Source organism: Polymorphobacter sp., from assembly GCF_048007885.1.
In the GTDB taxonomy this organism is placed as follows: domain Bacteria; phylum Pseudomonadota; class Alphaproteobacteria; order Sphingomonadales; family Sphingomonadaceae; genus Sandarakinorhabdus.
This window is the reverse complement of record NZ_CP180346.1, coordinates 1,471,460-1,489,644: the sequence shown is the minus strand read 5'-3', so window position 1 is coordinate 1,489,644 and position 18,185 is coordinate 1,471,460. Positions and strand designations below refer to the sequence as shown.

Annotated in this window: 17 protein-coding genes and 1 pseudogene; 7 read left to right on the top strand and 11 right to left on the bottom strand. The window is 68.2% G+C overall.

The genetic code is table 11. The features are described from left to right. Positions 1-13 precede the first annotated feature (13 nt). Positions 14-1,357 carry an acetyl-CoA hydrolase/transferase family protein gene (locus tag ACMVO5_RS07045; protein ID WP_416906819.1) on the top strand — a complete coding sequence of 448 codons (1,344 nt, stop codon included), beginning with the start codon at positions 14-16 and terminating at the stop codon, positions 1,355-1,357. A gap of 25 nt (positions 1,358-1,382) precedes the next feature. Here ACMVO5_RS07045 and madM read toward each other — a convergent pair whose 3' ends face one another. The 8 genes from madM to ACMVO5_RS07005 are packed head-to-tail and all read right to left on the bottom strand — an operon-like array spanning position 1,383 to position 6,919. Further along, positions 1,383-2,147: a malonate transporter subunit MadM gene (gene madM, locus ACMVO5_RS07040; RefSeq protein ID WP_416906818.1), complete on the bottom strand. Its 765-nt coding sequence runs from the start codon at positions 2,145-2,147 to the stop codon at positions 1,383-1,385. Beyond that, the gene (gene madL, locus ACMVO5_RS07035) at positions 2,144-2,512 is read right to left on the bottom strand and encodes a malonate transporter subunit MadL (RefSeq protein ID WP_416906817.1); all 369 of its coding nucleotides are present in this window, start codon (positions 2,510-2,512) and stop codon (positions 2,144-2,146) included. The genes madM and madL overlap by 4 nt, the downstream gene beginning before the upstream one ends. Before the next feature lie 7 nt (positions 2,513-2,519). Then, entirely contained in the window at positions 2,520-4,013 is a 1,494-nt protein-coding gene (locus ACMVO5_RS07030; protein ID WP_416906816.1) for an amidase, read from the bottom strand. 44 nt (positions 4,014-4,057) lie between these two features. Next, entirely contained in the window at positions 4,058-4,405 is a 348-nt protein-coding gene (locus ACMVO5_RS07025; protein WP_416906815.1) for a hypothetical protein, read from the bottom strand. Positions 4,406-4,409: 4 nt separating this feature from the next. Continuing rightward, entirely contained in the window at positions 4,410-5,570 is a 1,161-nt protein-coding gene (locus ACMVO5_RS07020) for a GNAT family N-acetyltransferase (RefSeq protein ID WP_416906814.1), read from the bottom strand. Next, a complete protein-coding gene (locus ACMVO5_RS07015; RefSeq protein ID WP_416906813.1) occupies positions 5,563-6,030 on the bottom strand; it encodes a RidA family protein in 468 nt (155 codons plus the stop codon). The genes ACMVO5_RS07020 and ACMVO5_RS07015 overlap by 8 nt, the downstream gene beginning before the upstream one ends. A gap of 5 nt (positions 6,031-6,035) precedes the next feature. Then, entirely contained in the window at positions 6,036-6,644 is a 609-nt protein-coding gene (locus ACMVO5_RS07010; protein ID WP_416906812.1) for an HAD family hydrolase, read from the bottom strand. Further along, complete coding sequence (locus tag ACMVO5_RS07005; protein ID WP_416906811.1) at positions 6,644-6,919, bottom strand: DUF3572 family protein; 276 nt, start codon at positions 6,917-6,919, stop codon at positions 6,644-6,646. The genes ACMVO5_RS07010 and ACMVO5_RS07005 overlap by 1 nt, the downstream gene beginning before the upstream one ends. Positions 6,920-7,145: 226 nt before the next feature. On the opposite strand from ACMVO5_RS07005, the gene ACMVO5_RS07000 reads away from it, so the two are divergent. Beyond that, positions 7,146-8,057, top strand: a complete 912-nt coding sequence (locus ACMVO5_RS07000) for a GGDEF domain-containing protein (RefSeq protein WP_416906810.1) — start codon at positions 7,146-7,148, stop codon at positions 8,055-8,057. 66 nt (positions 8,058-8,123) lie between these two features. Here the strand turns inward: ACMVO5_RS07000 and rpmG are convergent, their stop codons facing one another. Then, complete coding sequence (rpmG, locus tag ACMVO5_RS06995; protein ID WP_416906809.1) at positions 8,124-8,291, bottom strand: 50S ribosomal protein L33; 168 nt, start codon at positions 8,289-8,291, stop codon at positions 8,124-8,126. Positions 8,292-8,443: 152 nt separating this feature from the next. Between rpmG and ACMVO5_RS06990 the strand changes: the two genes are divergently transcribed. Both ACMVO5_RS06990 and ACMVO5_RS06985 read left to right on the top strand, forming a co-directional pair. Next, the gene (locus tag ACMVO5_RS06990) at positions 8,444-9,265 is read left to right on the top strand and encodes a YgfZ/GcvT domain-containing protein (protein ID WP_416906808.1); all 822 of its coding nucleotides are present in this window, start codon (positions 8,444-8,446) and stop codon (positions 9,263-9,265) included. Beyond that, positions 9,265-10,425 (top strand): mechanosensitive ion channel family protein, encoded by a 1,161-nt coding sequence (locus tag ACMVO5_RS06985; RefSeq protein ID WP_416906807.1) that lies wholly within the window; start codon positions 9,265-9,267, stop codon positions 10,423-10,425. The genes ACMVO5_RS06990 and ACMVO5_RS06985 overlap by 1 nt, the downstream gene beginning before the upstream one ends. 22 nt (positions 10,426-10,447) lie before the next feature. Here ACMVO5_RS06985 and ACMVO5_RS06980 read toward each other — a convergent pair whose 3' ends face one another. Together ACMVO5_RS06980 and ACMVO5_RS06975 are read right to left on the bottom strand one after the other, a co-directional pair. Continuing rightward, a complete protein-coding gene (locus tag ACMVO5_RS06980; protein WP_416906806.1) occupies positions 10,448-11,206 on the bottom strand; it encodes a Coq4 family protein in 759 nt (252 codons plus the stop codon). A gap of 46 nt (positions 11,207-11,252) precedes the next feature. After that, positions 11,253-14,231: pseudogene (locus ACMVO5_RS06975) on the bottom strand (L-glutamate gamma-semialdehyde dehydrogenase). 142 nt (positions 14,232-14,373) lie between these two features. Between ACMVO5_RS06975 and ACMVO5_RS06970 the strand changes: the two are divergent. The 3 genes from ACMVO5_RS06970 to ACMVO5_RS06960 all read left to right on the top strand — a co-directional run bounded on the left by ACMVO5_RS06970 (position 14,374) and on the right by ACMVO5_RS06960 (position 18,028). Continuing rightward, complete coding sequence (locus ACMVO5_RS06970) at positions 14,374-14,832, top strand: MaoC family dehydratase (RefSeq protein WP_416906805.1); 459 nt, start codon at positions 14,374-14,376, stop codon at positions 14,830-14,832. Positions 14,833-14,859: 27 nt separating this feature from the next. Then, positions 14,860-16,035, top strand: coding sequence for an acetyl-CoA C-acyltransferase (locus ACMVO5_RS06965; RefSeq protein WP_416906804.1), 1,176 nt, complete (start codon positions 14,860-14,862; stop codon positions 16,033-16,035). 289 nt (positions 16,036-16,324) lie between these two features. Further along, the gene (locus ACMVO5_RS06960; RefSeq protein ID WP_416906803.1) at positions 16,325-18,028 is read left to right on the top strand and encodes a DEAD/DEAH box helicase; all 1,704 of its coding nucleotides are present in this window, start codon (positions 16,325-16,327) and stop codon (positions 18,026-18,028) included. The last annotated feature ends 157 nt before the right edge of the window (positions 18,029-18,185 follow it).

Here is an 18,185-nt window from a genome sequence, read left to right as displayed (position 1 = left end):
GCAAGACAGGCCGATGACCATGCGCCAAGCCGCCCACAAGGCAAAAACGATCTCAGCCGAAGAGGCCGCCGCCCTCGTCCAGTCCGGCATGTGGCTCGACTATGCCGGCACCTTCAACCAGCCCGATGTCTTTGATGCAGCCCTTGGCGCGCGCATCACCGAGCTTTCGAACCTGAAGGTGCGCAGCACGCTCTCCATGCGGCCGCGCGCGGTGATGGAGAACGACCCCGAGGGCCGGCATGTGCATATGCTGAGCCTGCACATGAGCGGCTATGACCGGATGCTGCACGACCAGGGCCGGTGCAGCTATACGCCGCTCAACCTTGGTGAGGGCTCGGACCTGTATCGCCGCTTCATCGAGCCTGTCGACATCATGATCCTCAAGGCGCGGCCGCTGGAAAACGGCAGCTTCAACATCGGGCCGACCAATGTCTGGCTGGGCGAGGTGCTGAGGCGCGCGCGCATGGTCATCATCGAGACCTGCACCAGCCTGCCGCATGTGTATGGCACCGGCGTCGACATTCCCGAAAGCGCGGTCGATTATGTGATCGAGGGCGACCACCGGCCGCTCTCCGAGTTGCCCAACCCGGCGCCAACGGAAGTCGACAAGGCGGTGGCCAAGCTGATCATCAGCGAGATCGAGGACGGCGCCTGCCTGCAGATCGGCATTGGCGGGATGCCCAATGCCGTGTGCAGCCTGCTGGCGGATGCCGGCATCAAGGATCTGGGCGTGCATACCGAGATGATGACCGACGGCATTGCCGACCTCTACCGCGCCGGGCTGCTCAATGGCGTGCGCAAGGCGCTCGACCCCGGCAAGATCGTCTACACCTTCGCCGCCGGGTCGAAGTCGCTCTATGACACGCTCGACCGCAACCCCGATTTTCACTGCCATCCGGTCGAATATACCAACGCGCCGCACATGATCATGAAGAACCCGCGCGCCACCTCGATCAACAGCACCACGCAGATCGACCTGACCGGTCAGGCCGCCTCGGAATCGGACGGCAACCGACATCTGACCGGCACCGGCGGCCAGGCGCAGTTCGTGCGCGGGGCCTATGCCTCGGACGGCGGCAAGTCGTTCATCTGCCTGCCCTCGACCTATGACCGCAAGGGCGAGCGGCGCAGCCGGATCGTGTTCAACCTGACGGAGGGCAATATCGTCACCACGACGCGCGCCGACATCATGTATGTGGCGACCGAATATGGCATGGTGAATTTGAAGGGCAAATCGGTGCCCGAGCGCGCGCAGGCGCTGATCGGGCTGGCGCATCCGGATTTTCGTGAAGGGCTGGAGCGGCAGGCGCATGAGCACCGGCTCATCCCGCGTGGCTTCAGCTTTGGCGCGCGCTAGCGCGCGCCGGGGTTTCAGCTTTGGCTCACGCGAACGCGCGCACCACAAGAAAGAACAGCGAGGGCGCGAGCAGGCAGCCGAGCCCCGTGCTGAAGGTGGCGGTGAGCGCGCCGTAGGGCACCAGCGCGCGGTCGGTGGCGGCGAGCCCGGCCGAGACACCGCTGGTGGTGGCCATCATGCCGCCAAAGACCATGGCGCTGCGGCTGTCTGAAAGGCGGATGGGGCGGGCAAGCAGCGGCGTGGCGACCATGACGAGGATCGACTTCAGCACGCCAATCGCGATGCTGATCGCCATGATGTCTGGCGTCGCCCCCAGCGCCGAGCCGGTGACCGGGCCGACGATATAGGTGATGGCGCCGGCCCCGATGGTGGTGAGCGCCACCGGATCAGTATAGCCGCTGGCACGCGCCACCATTATGGCGGCGAGGAAGGGCACGACAAGGCCGAGCAGAAGCGCGGTGACCGCCGCCCCGCCGGCGGCGCGCAGCCGGGCCACATCGACTTCATAGGCGGTGGCGACAATGGCGAAATCGCGCAGCATGGCGCCGCCCATCAGGCCGACACCGGCCAGCGCCGGGATATCGGCTAGCCCCTTGCTGCCGCCGGTGAAGACGCCGCCGACCCAGGCCAGAACGAGCCCGGCGAGCACGGCGATGGCCGAGCCATGGATGCGCCCGCGCGTGAGCCGCGCCGAGATGAACTCGGACAAGAGCATGACCAGCCCGATGAGCGCGAAGGCGGTGAGCAGGCCCTGTGCTGTGAGCGTCGCTGTAAGAATGTCGGCGATCATTGCGGCGGGCGGCCGAGCCGGCTCATCAGCGCGACCATGGCGAAGCAGGCGGCCACGGCCACCAGCGTGGCGGCGACGACCATCGGCCCGGCCTTGAGCGCGCCCACGACATTCTGCGTGGCGGCCATGGCGACGACGATGGGGATGTAGAGCGAGGCCCAGAAGCCGACGCCGCTGCTGATGCCGGGGTGGAGCCAGCCGCGCTTTGCCAGCCAGAGGCGGGCGGCGATGAGCAGCAGCATGGCGATGCCGACGCCGCCGACATTGGCGTTGATGCCGAGCATATTGCCGAGCAGCTGGCCAAGAAGGATGCCGATGAGCGTGCAGGCGGCGAGCAGGGCGACGCCCCAAATGACATTTGGCATGGGCGGATCAGGCCAGGCGCGGCGGCGGGCGGCGGGTGACGCTGGCGCCGGCTGCGGCTTCATAGGCGGCGGCGAGCGCGAAGCAATCCATGTTGCGGCCCACAGGCGCGATGATCTGCAGGCCCATGGCGAGGCCCCGGGCATTATAGCCGGCGGGCGCAGCGAGGCTGGGGCAGCCGGCCAGCGTGATCAGGCACTGGGCGGCCATCCATTCATGATAGGTGCGCATTTGCTTGCCGCCGACCTCGCGCGGCCAGGTGAGGCTGGCATCAAAGGCGAACAGCTGGGCGGTGGGCAGGATGAGATAATCGAACCGCTCGAACAGGGCGGCAACCGCGCGGCTCCAGTCGGCGCGGACCTGCGCCTGTTCGGCGAGATCGAAGGCGCTGAGCGCGCGGCCGACCTCGACCTCATGCACCGCTTCGGGCTTGAGCAGCGGGCGGCGGGCGGGATCATCATAATGATCGTGGAGATTATAGCCGTTGAGCCAGCCGCGCAGCTTGCGGAACGCCTGCCACGCCGCCTCGACCGGATAATCGGGGGTGGCGGGCGCGACGTTGCAGCCGATCGCGGTGAAGGTCTTGAGCGCGGTTTCGCAGGTCTCGAGGACGCCGGGCGCATAGGGCAGGGCGCCGCCCATGTCACCGAGCCAGCCGATGCGTTTGCCCTTCATGGCGAGGCCGGGTGCGGGGTTCACATCCTCGCCGGTCAGCACGCGCTGGAGCAGCGCCAGATCGGCGACGCTGCGCGCCATCGGGCCTTGCACGCCCTGGCCGGACAGCCAGTGTTCACGCCCCCGGCCCCCCGGATCATCAAGGCTGCGGCGAAAGCCATAGACGCCGTTCCACCCCGCCGGGTTGCGCAAGGAGCCGCCATAATCGCTGCCGTCCGCCAGCGGCACCATGCGCAGCGCCAGCGCAACGGCGGCCCCGCCGCTGCTGCCGCCGGCCGACACGCGCGGGTCATGGGCATTGCGGGTGACGCCATAGACCTGGTTGTAGCTGTGCGAGCCAAGGCCGAATTCGGGCGTGTTGGTCTTGCCGATGAAGATGACGCCGGCGGCGCGCAGCCGGGCCGCGACCGGGCCGTCGGCCTCGGCGATCCGGTCCTTGAAGATCGGCGAGCCGGAGGTGAAGCGCAGGCCCTGCACGGCCTGCAGATCCTTGACGGCATGGGGGAAACCGTGGAGCGGGCCGCGGATTTCGCCGCGCGCAAGGGCGGCATCGGCCTCGCGGGCCTGTGCCATCAGGGCTTCGCGTGGTTCAAGGGCGACAATGGCATTGACCGCGCCGTTGTGGCGCTCGATCTGGTCGAGACAGGCGGTCATCACCTCGGCGCAGGAGACCTCGCGGCGAAGGATGGCGCTTTGCAGGGCGACCGCGCCCATGGCGGTGATGGCCGTGGCGGGTGCGGCGGCGGCGCGGGTTGCGCTGGCGGCAAGGCCGGTGAGGCCGAATTTGAGCGCGCTGCGCCTGTCGATGCCGTATGTGTCCATCCCCATCGTCCCCCTGTTTGGGGCTATCTTACAGGGATGGGCTTGCGGGTCTAGCGGGGGGTGCGGGCGAGCGGGTCTTGCGGGGAACCAAAGCCGCCCGGAAAGCGGCCGGTGCCGAGGCCGAGGCTGGCGCTGCCGCTGTCGCCGAGGGGGATGCTGGTGCTGCCCCAGATGGCGCGGCTGCCGCCGGTGCCAATCATCATGCCGACCTCGCCGTGGGCGCGCCGGTCGGGGCTGCCGGGCGCGCGGCCATCGACGACGGGAAGCGGCAGGGGCTTTTCCGGCTGGCGGGAGGCGGCCTCAAGGGCGGCCTGCTTGTCTTCCTCGCTCAGGCGGTAGACTTGTTCCTGCGCTGTGGCAGGGGCGGCGAGGGCGAGAGCGAGAAGGAGGAGGCGCATGGGGTCAGCCTTGCGGGCGCGGGGGTGAACCGCGCCTGAAGGGGGTGGCCATGTCGAGCGCCTCGATGTCGGCATCGATCATGCGGGCTTCGCGGGCGACGAAATCGGCGATGGCCGAGCTGAAGCCGGCGTTGGGGATATAATGGGCCGAGATGGTGGCGACCGGACGGTAGCCGCGCGCCAGCTTGTGCGCGCCCTGAGCACCGGCCTCGACGCGCGGGCGGCCATGGGCGATGGCCCATTCGATGGCCTGATAATAGCAGAGCTCGAAGTGCAGGCCCGGCACATGTTCGGTGCAGCCCCAGTAGCGGCCGTAGAGGCAATCCTCGCCGATGAAGTTGAGCGCGCCGGCGATCGGCTGGCCGTCGCGCTTGGCCAGCATGAGCAGCACACGGTCGCCCATGGTCTCGCCGACGGTGCTGAAGAAGCTGCGGGTGAGATAGGGGCGGCCCCATTTGCGCATGCCCGTGTCCTGATAAAAGACCCAGAAGGCATCCCAGTCCGCTTCGGTGATGGCGGGGCCTTGCAGATGGACGATGTCGAGGCCCTCAATCGCGCGGGCGCGTTCCTTGCGGATGTTCTTGCGTTTGGCGGATGCGAGCTGACCGAGAAAATCATCGAAGCTTGTATAGTTTTGGTTGAACCAGTGGAATTGTTCGGACGAGCGCATCAGCCAGCCGGCCTCCCGGAACAGCACCTGCTCTTCAGGGGTGAGGAAGGTGGCGTGGATGGAGGAGAGATCGTTGGCGCGGGCCAGGCCCTCGGCTGTGCTGATGAGCGCGCGGGCGGCCTCGGGCGTGCGGGCGAGCAGGCGGGGGCCGGTGGCGGGCGTGAAGGGCACGGCGCATTGCAGCTTGGGATAATAGCGGCCGCCGGCGCGCTCATAGGCGTCGGCCCAATTGTGATCGAAGACATATTCGCCCTGGCTGTGCGACTTGGCATAGGCGGGCATGATGCCCTCGATGTCACCGGCCTCGGTTTCGAGCACGATATGGGCGGGTTGCCAGCCAGTGCGGGCGGTGGCGCTGCCCGAGGTTTCGAGCGCGTTGATGAAGGCGTGGGTGGTAAACGGGTTGATGGTCCCGGCGCACGCATCCCAGGCGGCCGCGTCAATGTCGGCGGCGGCGTGGACGATGCGGGCTTTGAGGCCGGCTATGTCAGCCATTGATCTCGACGATGGCGTCAATCTCGACGGCGACGCCGCGCGGCAGCGCCGCCACGCCGACGGCGGCGCGGGCGTGGCGGCCGGCATCGCCGAAGACGGCGACCATCAGGTTGCTGGCGCCGTTGGCGACTTCGGGCTGGTCGGTGAAGCCGGGGGCGCTTTGCACGAAGACGTTGAGCTTGACGACGCGGCGGACCAGCGAGAGTTCGCCGAGGGCGGCCTTCATCTGGGCGATGAGGCCGATGGCGCAGCGTTCGGCGGCGCGGGTGCCGGCATTGATGTCGAAATCCTCGCCGAGCCGGCCCTTGATGAGCGCGCCGGCTTCATCGAAGGGGATCTGGCCGGCGATGTGGAGCTGCCAGCCGGAGATGACATAGGGGACATAATTGGCCGCAGGCGCAGCGGCGGTGGGCAGGGTGAGGCCAAGCGCGGCGAGCTTTTGTTCGGGGGTGTCAGCCATGGTCGTCAAGCTCCGATGAGGGTCTGGATATGGGGCAGCGCATCGGCCCAGTCATCGATGCGGGCATGGGCGTCGCGGGCTTCGGGGATGAGGTGGCGCAGCTCGTGTTCGGCCACCATGTGCAGCCGGTGGACATGCGGGGTGAGTGCGGCGGCCGAGCTGTGATGGGGTGGCAGATCGTCGATGAAGACGGCGCTTGAGGGCTGGAACTCTTCGAGCAGCGCCTTGATCGGGCCGCCCTTGGGGCCGTGATTGCCGATGACGCGGTAGGGCATGCCGCGTGCGGCCAGTTCGCGGGTGCGGACCTCGGCGTGATGATCGGCGATGTTGGTGAGAATGACGATATCGGCGCTCCGGGCCAGCTGGGCCAGCGCATCGACGGCGCCAGCGACCGGCGGCTGAAGCGCCATATGGGTGGCGAAGAAGCCATCGAGCAGGCCCGGGAAATCGGCCGCAGGCACCGGCTGGCCGGCGCGGTCATGGATGTTGCCGGCGAGCGCGAAGCTGGTCAGCTTCAGGGTCAGGCCATGCACGCTGTCGAGATAATGGGTGAAGGGGCGGGCGAACTCGAGCAGCACGCCGTCGCAATCGGAGATGATGAGCGGTCGGGCCATCAGCGCGCCAGCCGCTGGCCGGCGGCGACAAGTGCGGCGGGCGCGACGCCGAGCTCGCCGGCGATGCGGGTCAGGCTGGCTTCATGGGCGGCGAGAAAGGCGATGAGTTCGGCAAGCAGCGCTGGCTCGGCGGCGCGGGCGCGCAGGCCCTCGGCGTCGAGCCCGGTCAGCGCCAGGAAACGCGGGCCCAGATCGTCGCAGCCAATGGTGGCGGCAAGCGCTTGAAGGGCCAGCACATCATCAGCCGGCAGGGTTGGGGCGGGAGCACGAAGCATCACCGCCTGTGTAGGGCCATGGATGGGGATTTGCCAAGCGTGCGCCGGGGCCTGCGGCCGATTGCGCCGCAAATGCATTGGTAATACTTCATTAACAAATTGATATTGCACGGTTTTGCTATTGCGCTGTGTGGAATTGTGATATTGCAAGATGGTTAAGAGTCGTGCGGTCGGGTCAGGGCTGCGCGGCTGTCGAGAAATCCTTAACGGGGGTCATGGGTCGGGCATGGGTATGCGTATTGGCTTTGTGGGGGCGGCCGATGTTGGCGACGCGCTTGTGCCTTTGTTGCCTGATGACGTCCGCCTCGAGCCGATGAACGTGACCGAGGCGCTGGCCCGCGCCGAGGCGGGCAAGCTCGATTTCCTGATCGTGGCGGCGGTGCGCGGCGCGTGGCGGGCGCTCGCCGAATCGCTGGCGCCGCTGCAGACCTATGGCGCGGCCAATCCCTTTCCGGTGTTTGCGCTGGTGCCGCGCGAGGAGCCGCAGGCGATGCTGCGCGCCTTCGAGATGCGCTGTGCCGACTGCGCCTGGCTGCCGATGGAGCCGCTGGAGGTGCGCGCCCGGCTGCACGCGCTGGTGCAGCGCCGCCGGGTGGCGATGGCGCGCGCGGCAGCGGCCGAAAAGGTCTGGCGCGTGGCGACCATCGATGCGGTGACCGGGCTCTTCAACCGCTTCCAGCTCGAGCGCGCCCTGCCGCGCGCCATCGACCTTGCCCATGAGAGCGGCACGGCGCTGTCGGTGCTGATGGCCGATATCGACGGCATGAAGCAATATAATGACCTGCGCGGCCACCCGGCCGGCGACGGCGCGCTGCGCGCTGTGGCCGAGGCGATTCGCGGCGCGGTGCGCGCGGTCGATCAGGTGGCGCGCTACGGTGGTGACGAGATGGCGGTGATATTGCCCGGCCTGACCACGGCTGAGGCGGAAATGGTGGCCGCCGCGATGGTGGCGGCGGTGGCCGATCTGGAGATCGGCTGTGAGGGCCCGCCCGAGCTGCGCGCGCCGCTGACGCTGAGCGTGGGCGTGGCCACGCTGCGCGGGCCGGACTGCCGGGCCAAGAGCTTGCTGGCGCGCGCCGACAAGGCGCTCTATGCCGCCAAGCGGGCGGGGCGGAACCGGGCGGCAGCGGCGGCCTGAGCTTCATCCCCGAAACGAAAAAAGCCGGGCTGGGCCCGGCTTTGCTCGTCAGCGCTATCGCTGCGCTTACTTGATCTTGGCTTCCTTGAACTCGACATGCTTGCGCACGACGGGATCATATTTGCGGAACGACAGCTTCTCGGTCTGCGTGCGCGGGTTCTTCTTGGTGACGTAATAATAGCCGGTCTCGGCGGTCGAGACGAGCTTGATCTTGATGGTTGTCGGCTTGGCCATGGCTCGGGTTTCCGGATGCGAACAGTGAAGCGCGCCCCGGCACGAGGCGCTGCGAAGGGCGGCCTATGGGCGGGGCGGCCGGGAAAGTCAAGCGGGCGGGCGTTCGGGCGGGCGGTTGGCGTGGGCGGTGATTTTGGGCTAGGGAGGCGGCCATGACCTTTCCAATCCTGACTGACCGCGCCGTGCTCAGCGTGCGCGGCCCCGACGCCCGCGACTTTCTGCAGGGCCTGCTGAGCCAGGATGTGGCGGCGCTGACGCCGGCGCATCCGCTCTATGCCGGGCTGCTCTCGCCGCAGGGCAAGACGCTGTTCGCGCTGCTGCTGTTCGAAGGCGAGGACGGGGCCGTGCTGGTTGATGTGGCGGCATCGCAGGCGGACGCGCTGGCGCGGCGACTGTCGATGTACAAGCTGCGCAAGGCCGTCGAGATTGCCGCCATGCCCGAGCTGGCGGTGTGTGCCGCGCCCGAAGCTGTGGCGGGACAGCCGCTCGACCCGCGCACCGCGGTGCTGGGCGCGCGCTGGATTGGTGCGGCCGCAGACGGCGAGGGCGCCGACATGGCGGCCTGGCGCGCCCACCGGCTGGCGCTGGGCGTGGCGGAGGCGGACGAGCTTGGCGCGGATGCGCTGCTCTGGCTGGAGACGGGTGCGGACCTTCTGAACGGGGTGAGCTTCACCAAGGGCTGTTATGTGGGGCAGGAGAATACCGCGCGCATGCACCACCGCGACCGGGTGCGGCGGCGGATCGTGCCGCTGCACCTTGCCGGGCCAGAGCCGGTCAGCGATGCGACGCTGCGCGACGAGGCGGGACGCAGTGTCGGCAGCGTGCTGGGTGCGCCGCAGGGCACGCTGGCGCTGGCGCATCTTCGCCTTGAAGCCGCCGCCGCGCCGATCCTGCTGGATGGCCGGCCGGTCGAGGTGCTGCGGCCGGACTGGCTGGCGCCGGCGATTGACGCGGCGCTGGCGGGCGTGGCCTGATGGCGGACACGGCTGACACGCCGGCCGAAAAGGCCGCGCCGCTGGGCGAGCAGCTTGAGACGCTGGTGGTCGATACCGTCGACTGGGTGAGCAACGACAGCGAGGACGCGCTGATGGGGGCTGCGGCCACCGTGGCGCTTTATCTGCTGTTCGTGACGGTGCGCTGGGGGCTGGTGCGGCTGCTTGGCGGCAGCGGCGATGTCACGACCTGGCGCGGCTTTGCCGGGCGCATCATCCGCCGCACGCGCACCATCTTCCTCGGCTCGCTCGCCGCCTATCTCGTCATCCACGGTGTCTCGCCGCCCGGCCCGGTGGTCGACACGATCGACTTCATCTTTGTCGTGACCGGCGCCGTCCAGGGCGCGATCTGGCTGCGCGAGATCATCCTCGCCTTCATCGAGCGGCGCGCCGAGGCCAATGACAATTCGGCCGATTTCGCCAGCGCCATCGGCATCATCAAGGTGCTGGTGAATATCGGCGTCTGGGCGCTGGCGGTGATCTTGGTGCTCGACAATCTGGGCGTCAACGTGACCGCGCTGGTGGCCGGGCTTGGGGTGGGCGGCATCGCCATCGGGCTCGCCGCACAGGGCATCTTCTCCGATCTCTTCGCCGCCCTGTCGATGCTGTTCGACCGGCCGTTCCGGGTGGGGGACACCATCCAGTTCGGCCCCAACACCGGCACGGTGGAGGCGATCGGGCTGAAGACGGTGCGGGTGCGGCTGCTGTCGGGCGAGCAGCTGGTGGTCGGCAATACCCAGCTGCTGGCGCAGGAGGTGAGCAATTTGAAGCGCATCATCGAGCGGCGCGTGATCCTGAATCTGGGTGTGACCTATCAGACCCCGCCCGAAAAGCTGGAGGCGCTGCCCGAGCAGCTGCGCGCGCTGGTGGACGATATCGAGATGGCGCGCTTCGACCGGGCGATGTTCGTCGGCTTCGGGGACTCGTCGATCGACATGGATCTGGTGTTCTTCGTCGAATCGCCCAAATTTGATGACATGGTCACGGTGCGCCACAAGATCGGCGTGGGCATTGTGCGGATGTTCGCCGAACAGGGTCTTGATTTCGCCTATCCGACGCAGACCACGTTCACCGCCGCCCCCGACGGCACGATGATCGACCCGCGCGAGCGGGTGGAGGTCGTCAGCCGCTCAACTTCCTGAGCTTGCGTCCTGAGGCGGCGGCTCAGCCTTTCGGCACGGCGCCGTCGCGCGCGGCGGCCGGGATGGACTGATAGAGCCGCGGCGGGGTGAGGCCGAGGCGGGCGCGCGCGTCTTCGAGCGGCAGCGGCAGCAGCGCCCGGTAATCATGGCCGGCGATCCAGGCGGCGCGGCGGCCGCGCTGATAGCCTTCGAAGATGGCGCGGGCATAGGGATGGCGGCCGGGCGCGCTACGGCTCTTGAGCGCCGCGCCAACGGCGATGAAGGCCCAGCCGAGCGAGCGTGTCTGGGCATAGGAAAAGGCGACGAGGCAGGCCTCGCCCAGCGAATCAGTGCCGTATCCGGCGAGCACGTGCCACAGGTCATGCGCATCACGGGTGCGGCGGCCGAACCAGGCGATGGGATGCTCCATCTCCATCATCACCCGGGACGACACCTCGACCAGCCCCTGCGGCGTGATCTGGGCGGCAGCGGTGAAGCGGGCATATTCAGCACCGACGCTGCCGGGGGGCAGGCTGGCGAGCCAGGCGCGGTCGGCAAGAAGAGGCGCGAGTTCGGCGCGCTCATAGGCGATGCGGCCGCCCTCGGCGGTGGAGAGCAGGCGCAGATAGCCATCCCGCGTGCTGGCGCCGTTGAGCGCGCGCATGATCTCGAAGACCTCGCCGGTGTCATCCTTGTCGGCGAGCAGCTTCCTGAGCGCGCTCAGCGCGACGCCCCATTGCCGCTTGGGGATGGGCAGCGCCTCGGGCTTCGAGGCCGGGACGAAGGGCGTTTGCGCGGTCATGCGGACTCAGTATCCGCATTCAGGGCTCAGGTAAATAGAGTGATACTCAAAACTCGTCTTCAAGGCTGAGCAGCGAGGCGTTGCCGCCGCCACTTGTGGTGTCGATGGTGGTGGTGCGCTCGGTGCAGAAGCGCAGCAGATAATGCGGGCCGCCGGCCTTGAAGCCGGTGCCCGAGCGCGCCTCGCCGCCGAACGGCTGGGTGCCGACGACGGCGCCGGTCATCGAGCGGTTGACATAGAGATTGCCGACACGGGCCAGCGCCTGCACCTCGCGGCTGGCGCCGGCGATGCGGCTGTGCAGGCCCATGGTGAGGCCGTAGCCGAGCGCGTTCACGGCCTCGACCGTCTGGCCGAGCTTGCCGGCCTCCCATGTCGTGACATGGAGCAGCGGGCCGAACCATTCGGTTTTCAGGTCGGCGATGCTGTCCAGCCGGATGGCGGTGGGGGCGATGAAATGGCCGGTATCGGGCGCGCTGACACTGTGGATCCAGCGGTCTTTCACAGATTGGCGATAGGCTTCGAGCTTGTCCCGCGCGGCCTCGTCGATGACCGGCGGCACATCGGTCATGGCGTCATGCGCGGGGCCGATGACGAGCGCGTCCATGGCGCCCCTGAGCATGGTGAGGATGGTCTCCTCCACCTCGCGCTGGACGATGAGCAAGCGTAGCGCCGAGCAGCGCTGGCCGGCCGAACCAAAAGCCGAGATGATGACATCGCGGACCACCTGTTCGGGAAGCGCGGTTGAATCGACGATCATCGCGTTGAGGCCGCCGGTCTCGGCAATGAGCGGCACCAGCGGCCGGTCTTCATCATCAAGCAGCGCGCGGGCGATGGCGCGGGCAACCGCGGTGCTGCCGGTGAAGGCGACGCCCTAAATCGCCGGGTTGCGGACCAACGCATCGCCGATCTCGGCGCCCCCGGTGACCAGCTGGAGCACGTCCTTGGGGATGCCGGCCTCATGCGCCAGCGCCACGAGGCGGGCGGCGATGCGCGGCGTTTGCGGGGCGGGCTTGGCGAGCACGCTGTTGCCGGTGACCAGGGCGGCGGCGCACTGGCCGGTGAAGATGGCGAGCGGGAAATTCCACGGCGCGATGGTCGCAAACGGCCCGCGCGCGGCGAGCTGGAAGCTGTTGCTCTCGCCCGTGGGGCCGGGAAGCGGCTGGGGCTGCATCAGCGTGCGTGCCTGAGCCGCATAATAGCGGCAGAAGTCGATCGCCTCGCGCACTTCAGCCACACCGTCGGCGAGCGTCTTGTGCGCTTCGATCGAGAGCAGGCCGATCAGCGGCTCGGTATTGGCCTCGATCAGATCGGCCAGCCGTTCGAGGCAGGCGCTGCGCTCGGTGACGGGCGTGCGCGCCCAGGCGGGGAAAGCGGCGGCGGCGCGGGCCACGGCTTTCGCCGGGTCGGCGGCCTTGGGCGCTGCGGGCAGGCGGGTGGCGGCGGCGGTGGCGGCGAGTGCCTGCAGCGTCTCGGCGTCGGCAAGGTCGAGGCCGGGGCTGTTGGTGCGGCCGCCGGTGGCGGTTTCCTCGGCGTAAAGGTCTTTGGGCAGCGGGATCAGCGGGTTGGCTTCCCCGCCCGAGCGGGCGACGCGGGCGGCCGGGTCGGCGAGCAGTTCGTCTTCGGTGGTGTCTTCGTCGGTGACCTGGTGGATGAAGCTGGAATTGGCGCCGTTTTCGAGCAGGCGGCGGACCAGATAGGCGAGCAGGTCGCGGTGGCCGCCGACCGGCGCATAGGTGCGGCAGTTATAGCCCTGCTTCTGCACCAGATCCTCGAACAGGCCCTCGCCCATGCCGTGCAGGCGCTGGAACTCGAAATCACGCGCGGTCTTGCCGCCGAAATCCTGCGCCCATTCGAGCACGGTGGCGACGGTGAGCGCGTTATGGGTGGCGAAGGCGGGGTAGATATGCGGGCTTTCGAGCAGCTTGCGGGCGCAGGCGAGCCAGCTGACATCGGTGGCGGGTTTCCTTGTGAACAGCGGAAAGTCGGACAGGCCCTGCTCATGAGTGTGCTTGATCTCGCTGTCCCAATAGGCGCCCTTCACGAGGCGCACGGCGAGGCGCCGGCCGGTCTTTTCGGCCAGCGCCTCCGCCCAGTCGATGACCGCAGGCGCGCGCTTGCCATAAGCCTGAACGGCCATGCCCAGCCCGTCCCAGCCCTTGAGCGCGGGCATGGCGGCGACCTCGGCGATGATGTCGAGGCTCATCTCAAGCCGCTCGGATTCCTCGGCGTCGATGGTCAGGCTGATGCCCGAGGCGGCGGCCGCCTCGGCCAGCGCGCCGGTCAGCTCGATGAGCGCCGGAACACAGGCGCTGGCGTGCGCCGTTTCATAGCGCGGGTGGAGTGCGGACAGCTTGACCGAGACCGAATGGCGGTCGGTGATGACGGCATCCGGCTGGCGCTTGCCCACCGCCTCGATGGCGGCGAGATAGGCGCTGAAATAGCGCTGCGCATCGGGGAAGGTATGGGCGGCTTCGCCCAGCATGTCGAAGCTGGCGGTGAAGCCTTTCGATCTCTCGGCGAAATCCAGCGCCTCCTCGATGGTGCGGCCCATGACGAACACTTCGCCCATCAGCCGCATCGCGCCCGACACGGCCTGGCGGATGAACGGCTCGGAGGTGCGCGCCACCAGCCGCCGGAGCACATTGGCCTGTGTGCCGCTGACCATGGCCTGGCCCAGCACCAGCCCGAAGGTGGCCGAATTGACCAGCTTCGAGCTGCTTTCGCCCATGCGCGCCCGCCAATCGGCCTGGCCCAGCTTGTCGGCGATCAGCATGTCGGCGGTGGTCGCATCGGGCACGCGCAGAAAGGCCTCGGCCAGGCTGAGCAGCGCCGTGCCTTCCTCCGAGCCGAGCTGATAATGCTGCAAAAAGCGGTTGACCCAGCCATGGCCGGCGGCCGCCTTCAGCCCGGCAATCAGCGGCCGCGCGCGCGCGACAACGGCGTTTCGCTGCCCTTCTCCGAGCAGCGCGGCGGGCAGAAGACCAAGAAGAACCTCTGGTTCAGGGGCACGGTGAAGGGTGCGCATCCGCTGACGCGCTTCGGTCATTTTCTCCAAAGTCATATTTTCCAGCCTAGACCATCCGGCGTGCGGAGAACAGGTTGACGCAAGCGTAAAGCTGGGCCTAGTGTCCCGAAACAGCGCAAAACAAGAGCGGGGATGAACGACGATGGCAGGTGCGGTGAGCCTTGAGGATTACAAGGCGTTGGTGGGCAAGGAAGTCGGCGTTTCGGGCTGGACGCTGGTCGATCAGGGGCGAATCGACGCATTTGCTGAAGTGACCGGCGATCACCAGTTCATCCATGTCGATCCGGTGGCGGCGAGCAAGACCCCGTTCGGCACCACCATCGCCCACGGCTTCCTCACCCTCTCGCTGTGCGCGGCCTTTGCCTATGAAGCGCTGCCCGGCCTCAAGGGCGCGAAAATGGGGGTCAATTACGGCCTCAACAAGCTGCGCTTCCTGGCGCCTGTGAAAAGCGGCAGCAAGGTGCGCGGGCGCTTCACCCTCCTCGATTTCAGCCAGCGCCCGGACGGCGCCTGGCAATCGACGCTGGGCGTGAGCGTGGAAATCGAGGGTGAAACCAAGCCGGCGCTGGCCGCCGAATGGGTCAGCCTGCAATATCTTTGAGAGCCTCATTTTTTCAGGAGAGTGACGATGCGGGAAGCGGTGATTGTTTCAACGGCGCGCACGCCGATCGGCAAGGCTTACAGGGGCGCGTTCAACGCCACCCACCCGGCGCAGATGGGCGGCCACGCCATCCGCCACGCCGTCGCCCGCGCCGGGCTTGAAGGCGATGAGGTTGATGATGTGGTCTGGGGCTGCGTGCTCCAGCAGGGCGGCCAGTCCCCCAACATCGCCCGCCTGGCGCTGCTCAACGCCGGCCTGCCGGTCACGGTCGCCGGCCAGTCGATCGACCGGCAATGCTCGTCCGGCCTGATGGGCATTGCGACCGCCGCCAAGCAGATCATCGTCGACGGCATGAACATCACCGTCGGCGGCGGTCAGGACAGCATCTCGATGGTGCAGACCGAAAAGATGCGCACCGACCCCGACCTTGAGCTGATGAAAAAGCATCAGGCCATCTACATGCCGATGATCGACACCGCGGAGACGGTCGCCAAGCGCTATGGCATCAGCCGCGACGCGATGGACGAATATGCGCTGCAATCGCAGCAGCGCACGGCCGCCGCCCAGCAGGCCGGCCGCTTCGACGCCGAAATCGTGCCGATGACCACGCGCATGGGCATGATGAACAAGGAAACCAAGAACGTGACCTTTCACGAAGTCACCCTTGAAAAGGACGAAGGCAACCGCCCCGAAACCACGCTCGAAGGGCTTGTCGGCCTCTCCCCCGTGCGCCCCGGCGGCACCATCACCGCCGGCAACGCCAGCCAGCTCTCCGATGGTGCCTCCGCCAGCGTGCTGATGGAAGCCAAGGAAGCCGCGCGCCGCGGTCTGACGCCGCTCGGCGCCTATCGCGGCATGGCGGTGGCCGGCCTCGAGCCCGATGAAATGGGCATCGGCCCGGTCTATGCCATCCCCAAGCTCCTCAAGACCGCCGGCCTCACGGTCGACGACATCGGCATCTGGGAACTGAACGAAGCCTTCGCCGTGCAGGTGCTCTACTGCCGCGACAAGCTCGGCATCCCGAACGACCGCCTCAACGTCGACGGCGGCGCCATCTCGGTCGGCCACCCCTACGGCATGTCCGGCGCCCGCCTCTCCGGCCACGCGCTCATCGAAGGCAAGCGCCGCGGCGCCAAATGGGCCGTGGTGACAATGTGCATCGGCGGCGGCATGGGTGCAGCCGGGCTGTTCGAGATTTTCTGAGCGGGCAGTCCGATAGCCTCCGGCGGGCAAAAGGGCCTCCGGCGGCTGGGGCCTCAGGCCCCAGACCCCATTCCTTGTCTTGGGCTGCTCATGGAGAGGACAGCGCGCGCCGCAGGCATTTGATTGCGCGTTCCGCGCGGGCTGTGGCTGGAGAGCTTGTCCCAACCCAACAAATGGGGTCTGGGGCCTGAGGCCCCAGCCGCCGGAGGCCCTTCTCTCCCGCCGGAGGCTCCTTGATCTTCCGCACTCCCCAGTGGCTATTCGCGCCCGGATGCGCCATAGCGCGCGCATGAACATTGATGAATTGCCGGAATTGCTGGCTGGGGCCATCAGGGCCAAGGGTTATGAGGCGTTGACGCCGGTGCAGGCGGCGGTGGTCGGGCCGGAGGCGCTGGGCCGTGACTTGCTGGTGTCGGCGCAGACCGGATCGGGCAAGACGGTGGCGTTTGGCCTGGCGATGGCGCCGCAGATGCTGGGCGAGGATGGGCGGACGGCGCGGGCCGGGGCGCCGCTGGCGCTGGCGATTGCGCCGACGCGTGAGCTGGCGCTTCAGGTGAGCCGCGAGCTGGCCTGGCTTTATGGCAAGACCGGCGCGCGCATTGCGACCTGTGTGGGCGGGATGGACGCGGGCAAGGAGCGGCGCGCGCTGGCGGCGGGCACGCATATCGTGGTCGGCACGCCGGGGCGGCTGCGCGACCATCTGGAGCGCGGGGCGCTTCAATTGGGCCAGCTCAAGGTGGCGATCCTTGATGAGGCGGACGAGATGCTCGACATGGGCTTTCGCGAGGACCTTGAGGAGATTCTGGACGCCACACCCTCTGAGCGGCGAACCTTCCTGTTTTCCGCCACCCTGCCCAAGCCGATCGTGGCGCTGGCCAAGCGCTATCAGCGCGATGCCTTTCGCATCTCGACCGTGGGCGAGGAGCGCGGCCACGGCGACATCGCTTATCAGGCGGTGGTGGTGGCGCCCGCTGATATCGAGAATTCGGTGGTCAATCTGCTGCGCTTTCATGAAGCGCCCACCGCCATGCTGTTTTGCGCCACGCGTGACAATGTCCGCCGGCTGCATGCCAGCCTGATCGAGCGCGGCTTTGATGCGGTGGCGCTGTCGGGCGAACATTCGCAGTCCGAGCGCAATGCGGCGCTGCAGGCGCTGCGCGACCGGCGGGCGCGGGTTTGTGTCGCCACCGATGTGGCGGCGCGCGGCATTGATCTGCCCACGCTCAGCCTTGTCGTTCATGTCGAGCTGCCGCGCGACGCCGAGACGTTGCAGCACCGCTCCGGCCGCACCGGGCGCGCCGGCAAGAAGGGCACCGCCGTGCTGGTGGTGCCCTATCCGGCGCGGCGGCGTGTGGAAGGGATGCTGCGCGGCGCGAAAATTCAGGCCGAGTGGATGAAGGTGCCGGGGCCGGACGAGATCAGGGCGCAGGACCGCGAACGGCTGCTCGCCGCGCTGATGGAGACGCCGGGCGAGTTTGACGAGGAGGACCGGGCGCTCGCCGCGCGGCTGCTGGCCGAGCGCAGCCCCGAGGATATCGCGGCCCAGCTGGTGCGCATGCACCGCGCCAAGATGCCGGCCGCCGAAGAGCTGATCGACGCCGGCAGCCCGCCGCCCCGGCCCACCCGCGAGCGCCGCGACGACGCCAGCACCGAAACGGATGTTGTCTGGTTCAAGATGGATGTCGGCCGCCAGCAAAACGCCGACCCGCGCTGGATCCTGCCGCTGCTCTGCCGCCGCGGCCATGTCACCAAGGGCGATGTCGGCACCATCAAGATCGGCCCGCACGAAACCCGCTTCGAAATCCCGCGCGCGCTCGCCTCGCGCTTCCTCGACGCCCTCAAGCGCACCGAAGGCCAGGATCGCTCGCCCGAAGGCGGCATCCGCATCATTCCCGCCGACGGCCCGCCGCGCCCGCAAGGCCGCCCGCCGATGCGCCCTGGCCCGCGCGCGGCGCCCCGTCCCGCGCCGCGTGCGAAGCGGCCGCCGCGCTGAGATTTTGGGGAGGAAGAGCCTCCGGCGGCTGGGGCCTCAGGCCCCAGACCCCATTTGTGGGAATGGGATACACTTTCGGAGGGTAGCGCCCGCGCGAAGCGCAGTTCAAGGCCTGCGGCGCTTGGCGCATTCTCTGAAAGGGCCGCCCAAAATGACG

Excerpts from the sequence above, each read along its gene's own strand:
- ACMVO5_RS07045 (WP_416906819.1), top strand. The coding sequence starts at position 14 with ATGACCATGCGCCAAGCCGCCCACAAGGCAAAAACGATCTCAGCCGAA.
- madM (WP_416906818.1), bottom strand. The coding sequence starts at position 2,147 with ATGATCGCCGACATTCTTACAGCGACGCTCACAGCACAGGGCCTGCTC.
- madL (WP_416906817.1), bottom strand. The coding sequence starts at position 2,512 with ATGCCAAATGTCATTTGGGGCGTCGCCCTGCTCGCCGCCTGCACGCTC.
- ACMVO5_RS07030 (WP_416906816.1), bottom strand. The coding sequence starts at position 4,013 with ATGGGGATGGACACATACGGCATCGACAGGCGCAGCGCGCTCAAATTC.
- ACMVO5_RS07025 (WP_416906815.1), bottom strand. The coding sequence starts at position 4,405 with ATGCGCCTCCTCCTTCTCGCTCTCGCCCTCGCCGCCCCTGCCACAGCG.
- ACMVO5_RS07020 (WP_416906814.1), bottom strand. The coding sequence starts at position 5,570 with ATGGCTGACATAGCCGGCCTCAAAGCCCGCATCGTCCACGCCGCCGCC.
- ACMVO5_RS07015 (WP_416906813.1), bottom strand. The coding sequence starts at position 6,030 with ATGGCTGACACCCCCGAACAAAAGCTCGCCGCGCTTGGCCTCACCCTG.
- ACMVO5_RS07010 (WP_416906812.1), bottom strand. The coding sequence starts at position 6,644 with ATGGCCCGACCGCTCATCATCTCCGATTGCGACGGCGTGCTGCTCGAG.
- ACMVO5_RS07005 (WP_416906811.1), bottom strand. The coding sequence starts at position 6,919 with ATGCTTCGTGCTCCCGCCCCAACCCTGCCGGCTGATGATGTGCTGGCC.
- ACMVO5_RS07000 (WP_416906810.1), top strand. The coding sequence starts at position 7,146 with ATGGGTATGCGTATTGGCTTTGTGGGGGCGGCCGATGTTGGCGACGCG.
- rpmG (WP_416906809.1), bottom strand. The coding sequence starts at position 8,291 with ATGGCCAAGCCGACAACCATCAAGATCAAGCTCGTCTCGACCGCCGAG.
- ACMVO5_RS06990 (WP_416906808.1), top strand. The coding sequence starts at position 8,444 with ATGACCTTTCCAATCCTGACTGACCGCGCCGTGCTCAGCGTGCGCGGC.
- ACMVO5_RS06985 (WP_416906807.1), top strand. The coding sequence starts at position 9,265 with ATGGCGGACACGGCTGACACGCCGGCCGAAAAGGCCGCGCCGCTGGGC.
- ACMVO5_RS06980 (WP_416906806.1), bottom strand. The coding sequence starts at position 11,206 with ATGACCGCGCAAACGCCCTTCGTCCCGGCCTCGAAGCCCGAGGCGCTG.
- ACMVO5_RS06970 (WP_416906805.1), top strand. The coding sequence starts at position 14,374 with ATGGCAGGTGCGGTGAGCCTTGAGGATTACAAGGCGTTGGTGGGCAAG.
- ACMVO5_RS06965 (WP_416906804.1), top strand. The coding sequence starts at position 14,860 with ATGCGGGAAGCGGTGATTGTTTCAACGGCGCGCACGCCGATCGGCAAG.
- ACMVO5_RS06960 (WP_416906803.1), top strand. The coding sequence starts at position 16,325 with ATGAACATTGATGAATTGCCGGAATTGCTGGCTGGGGCCATCAGGGCC.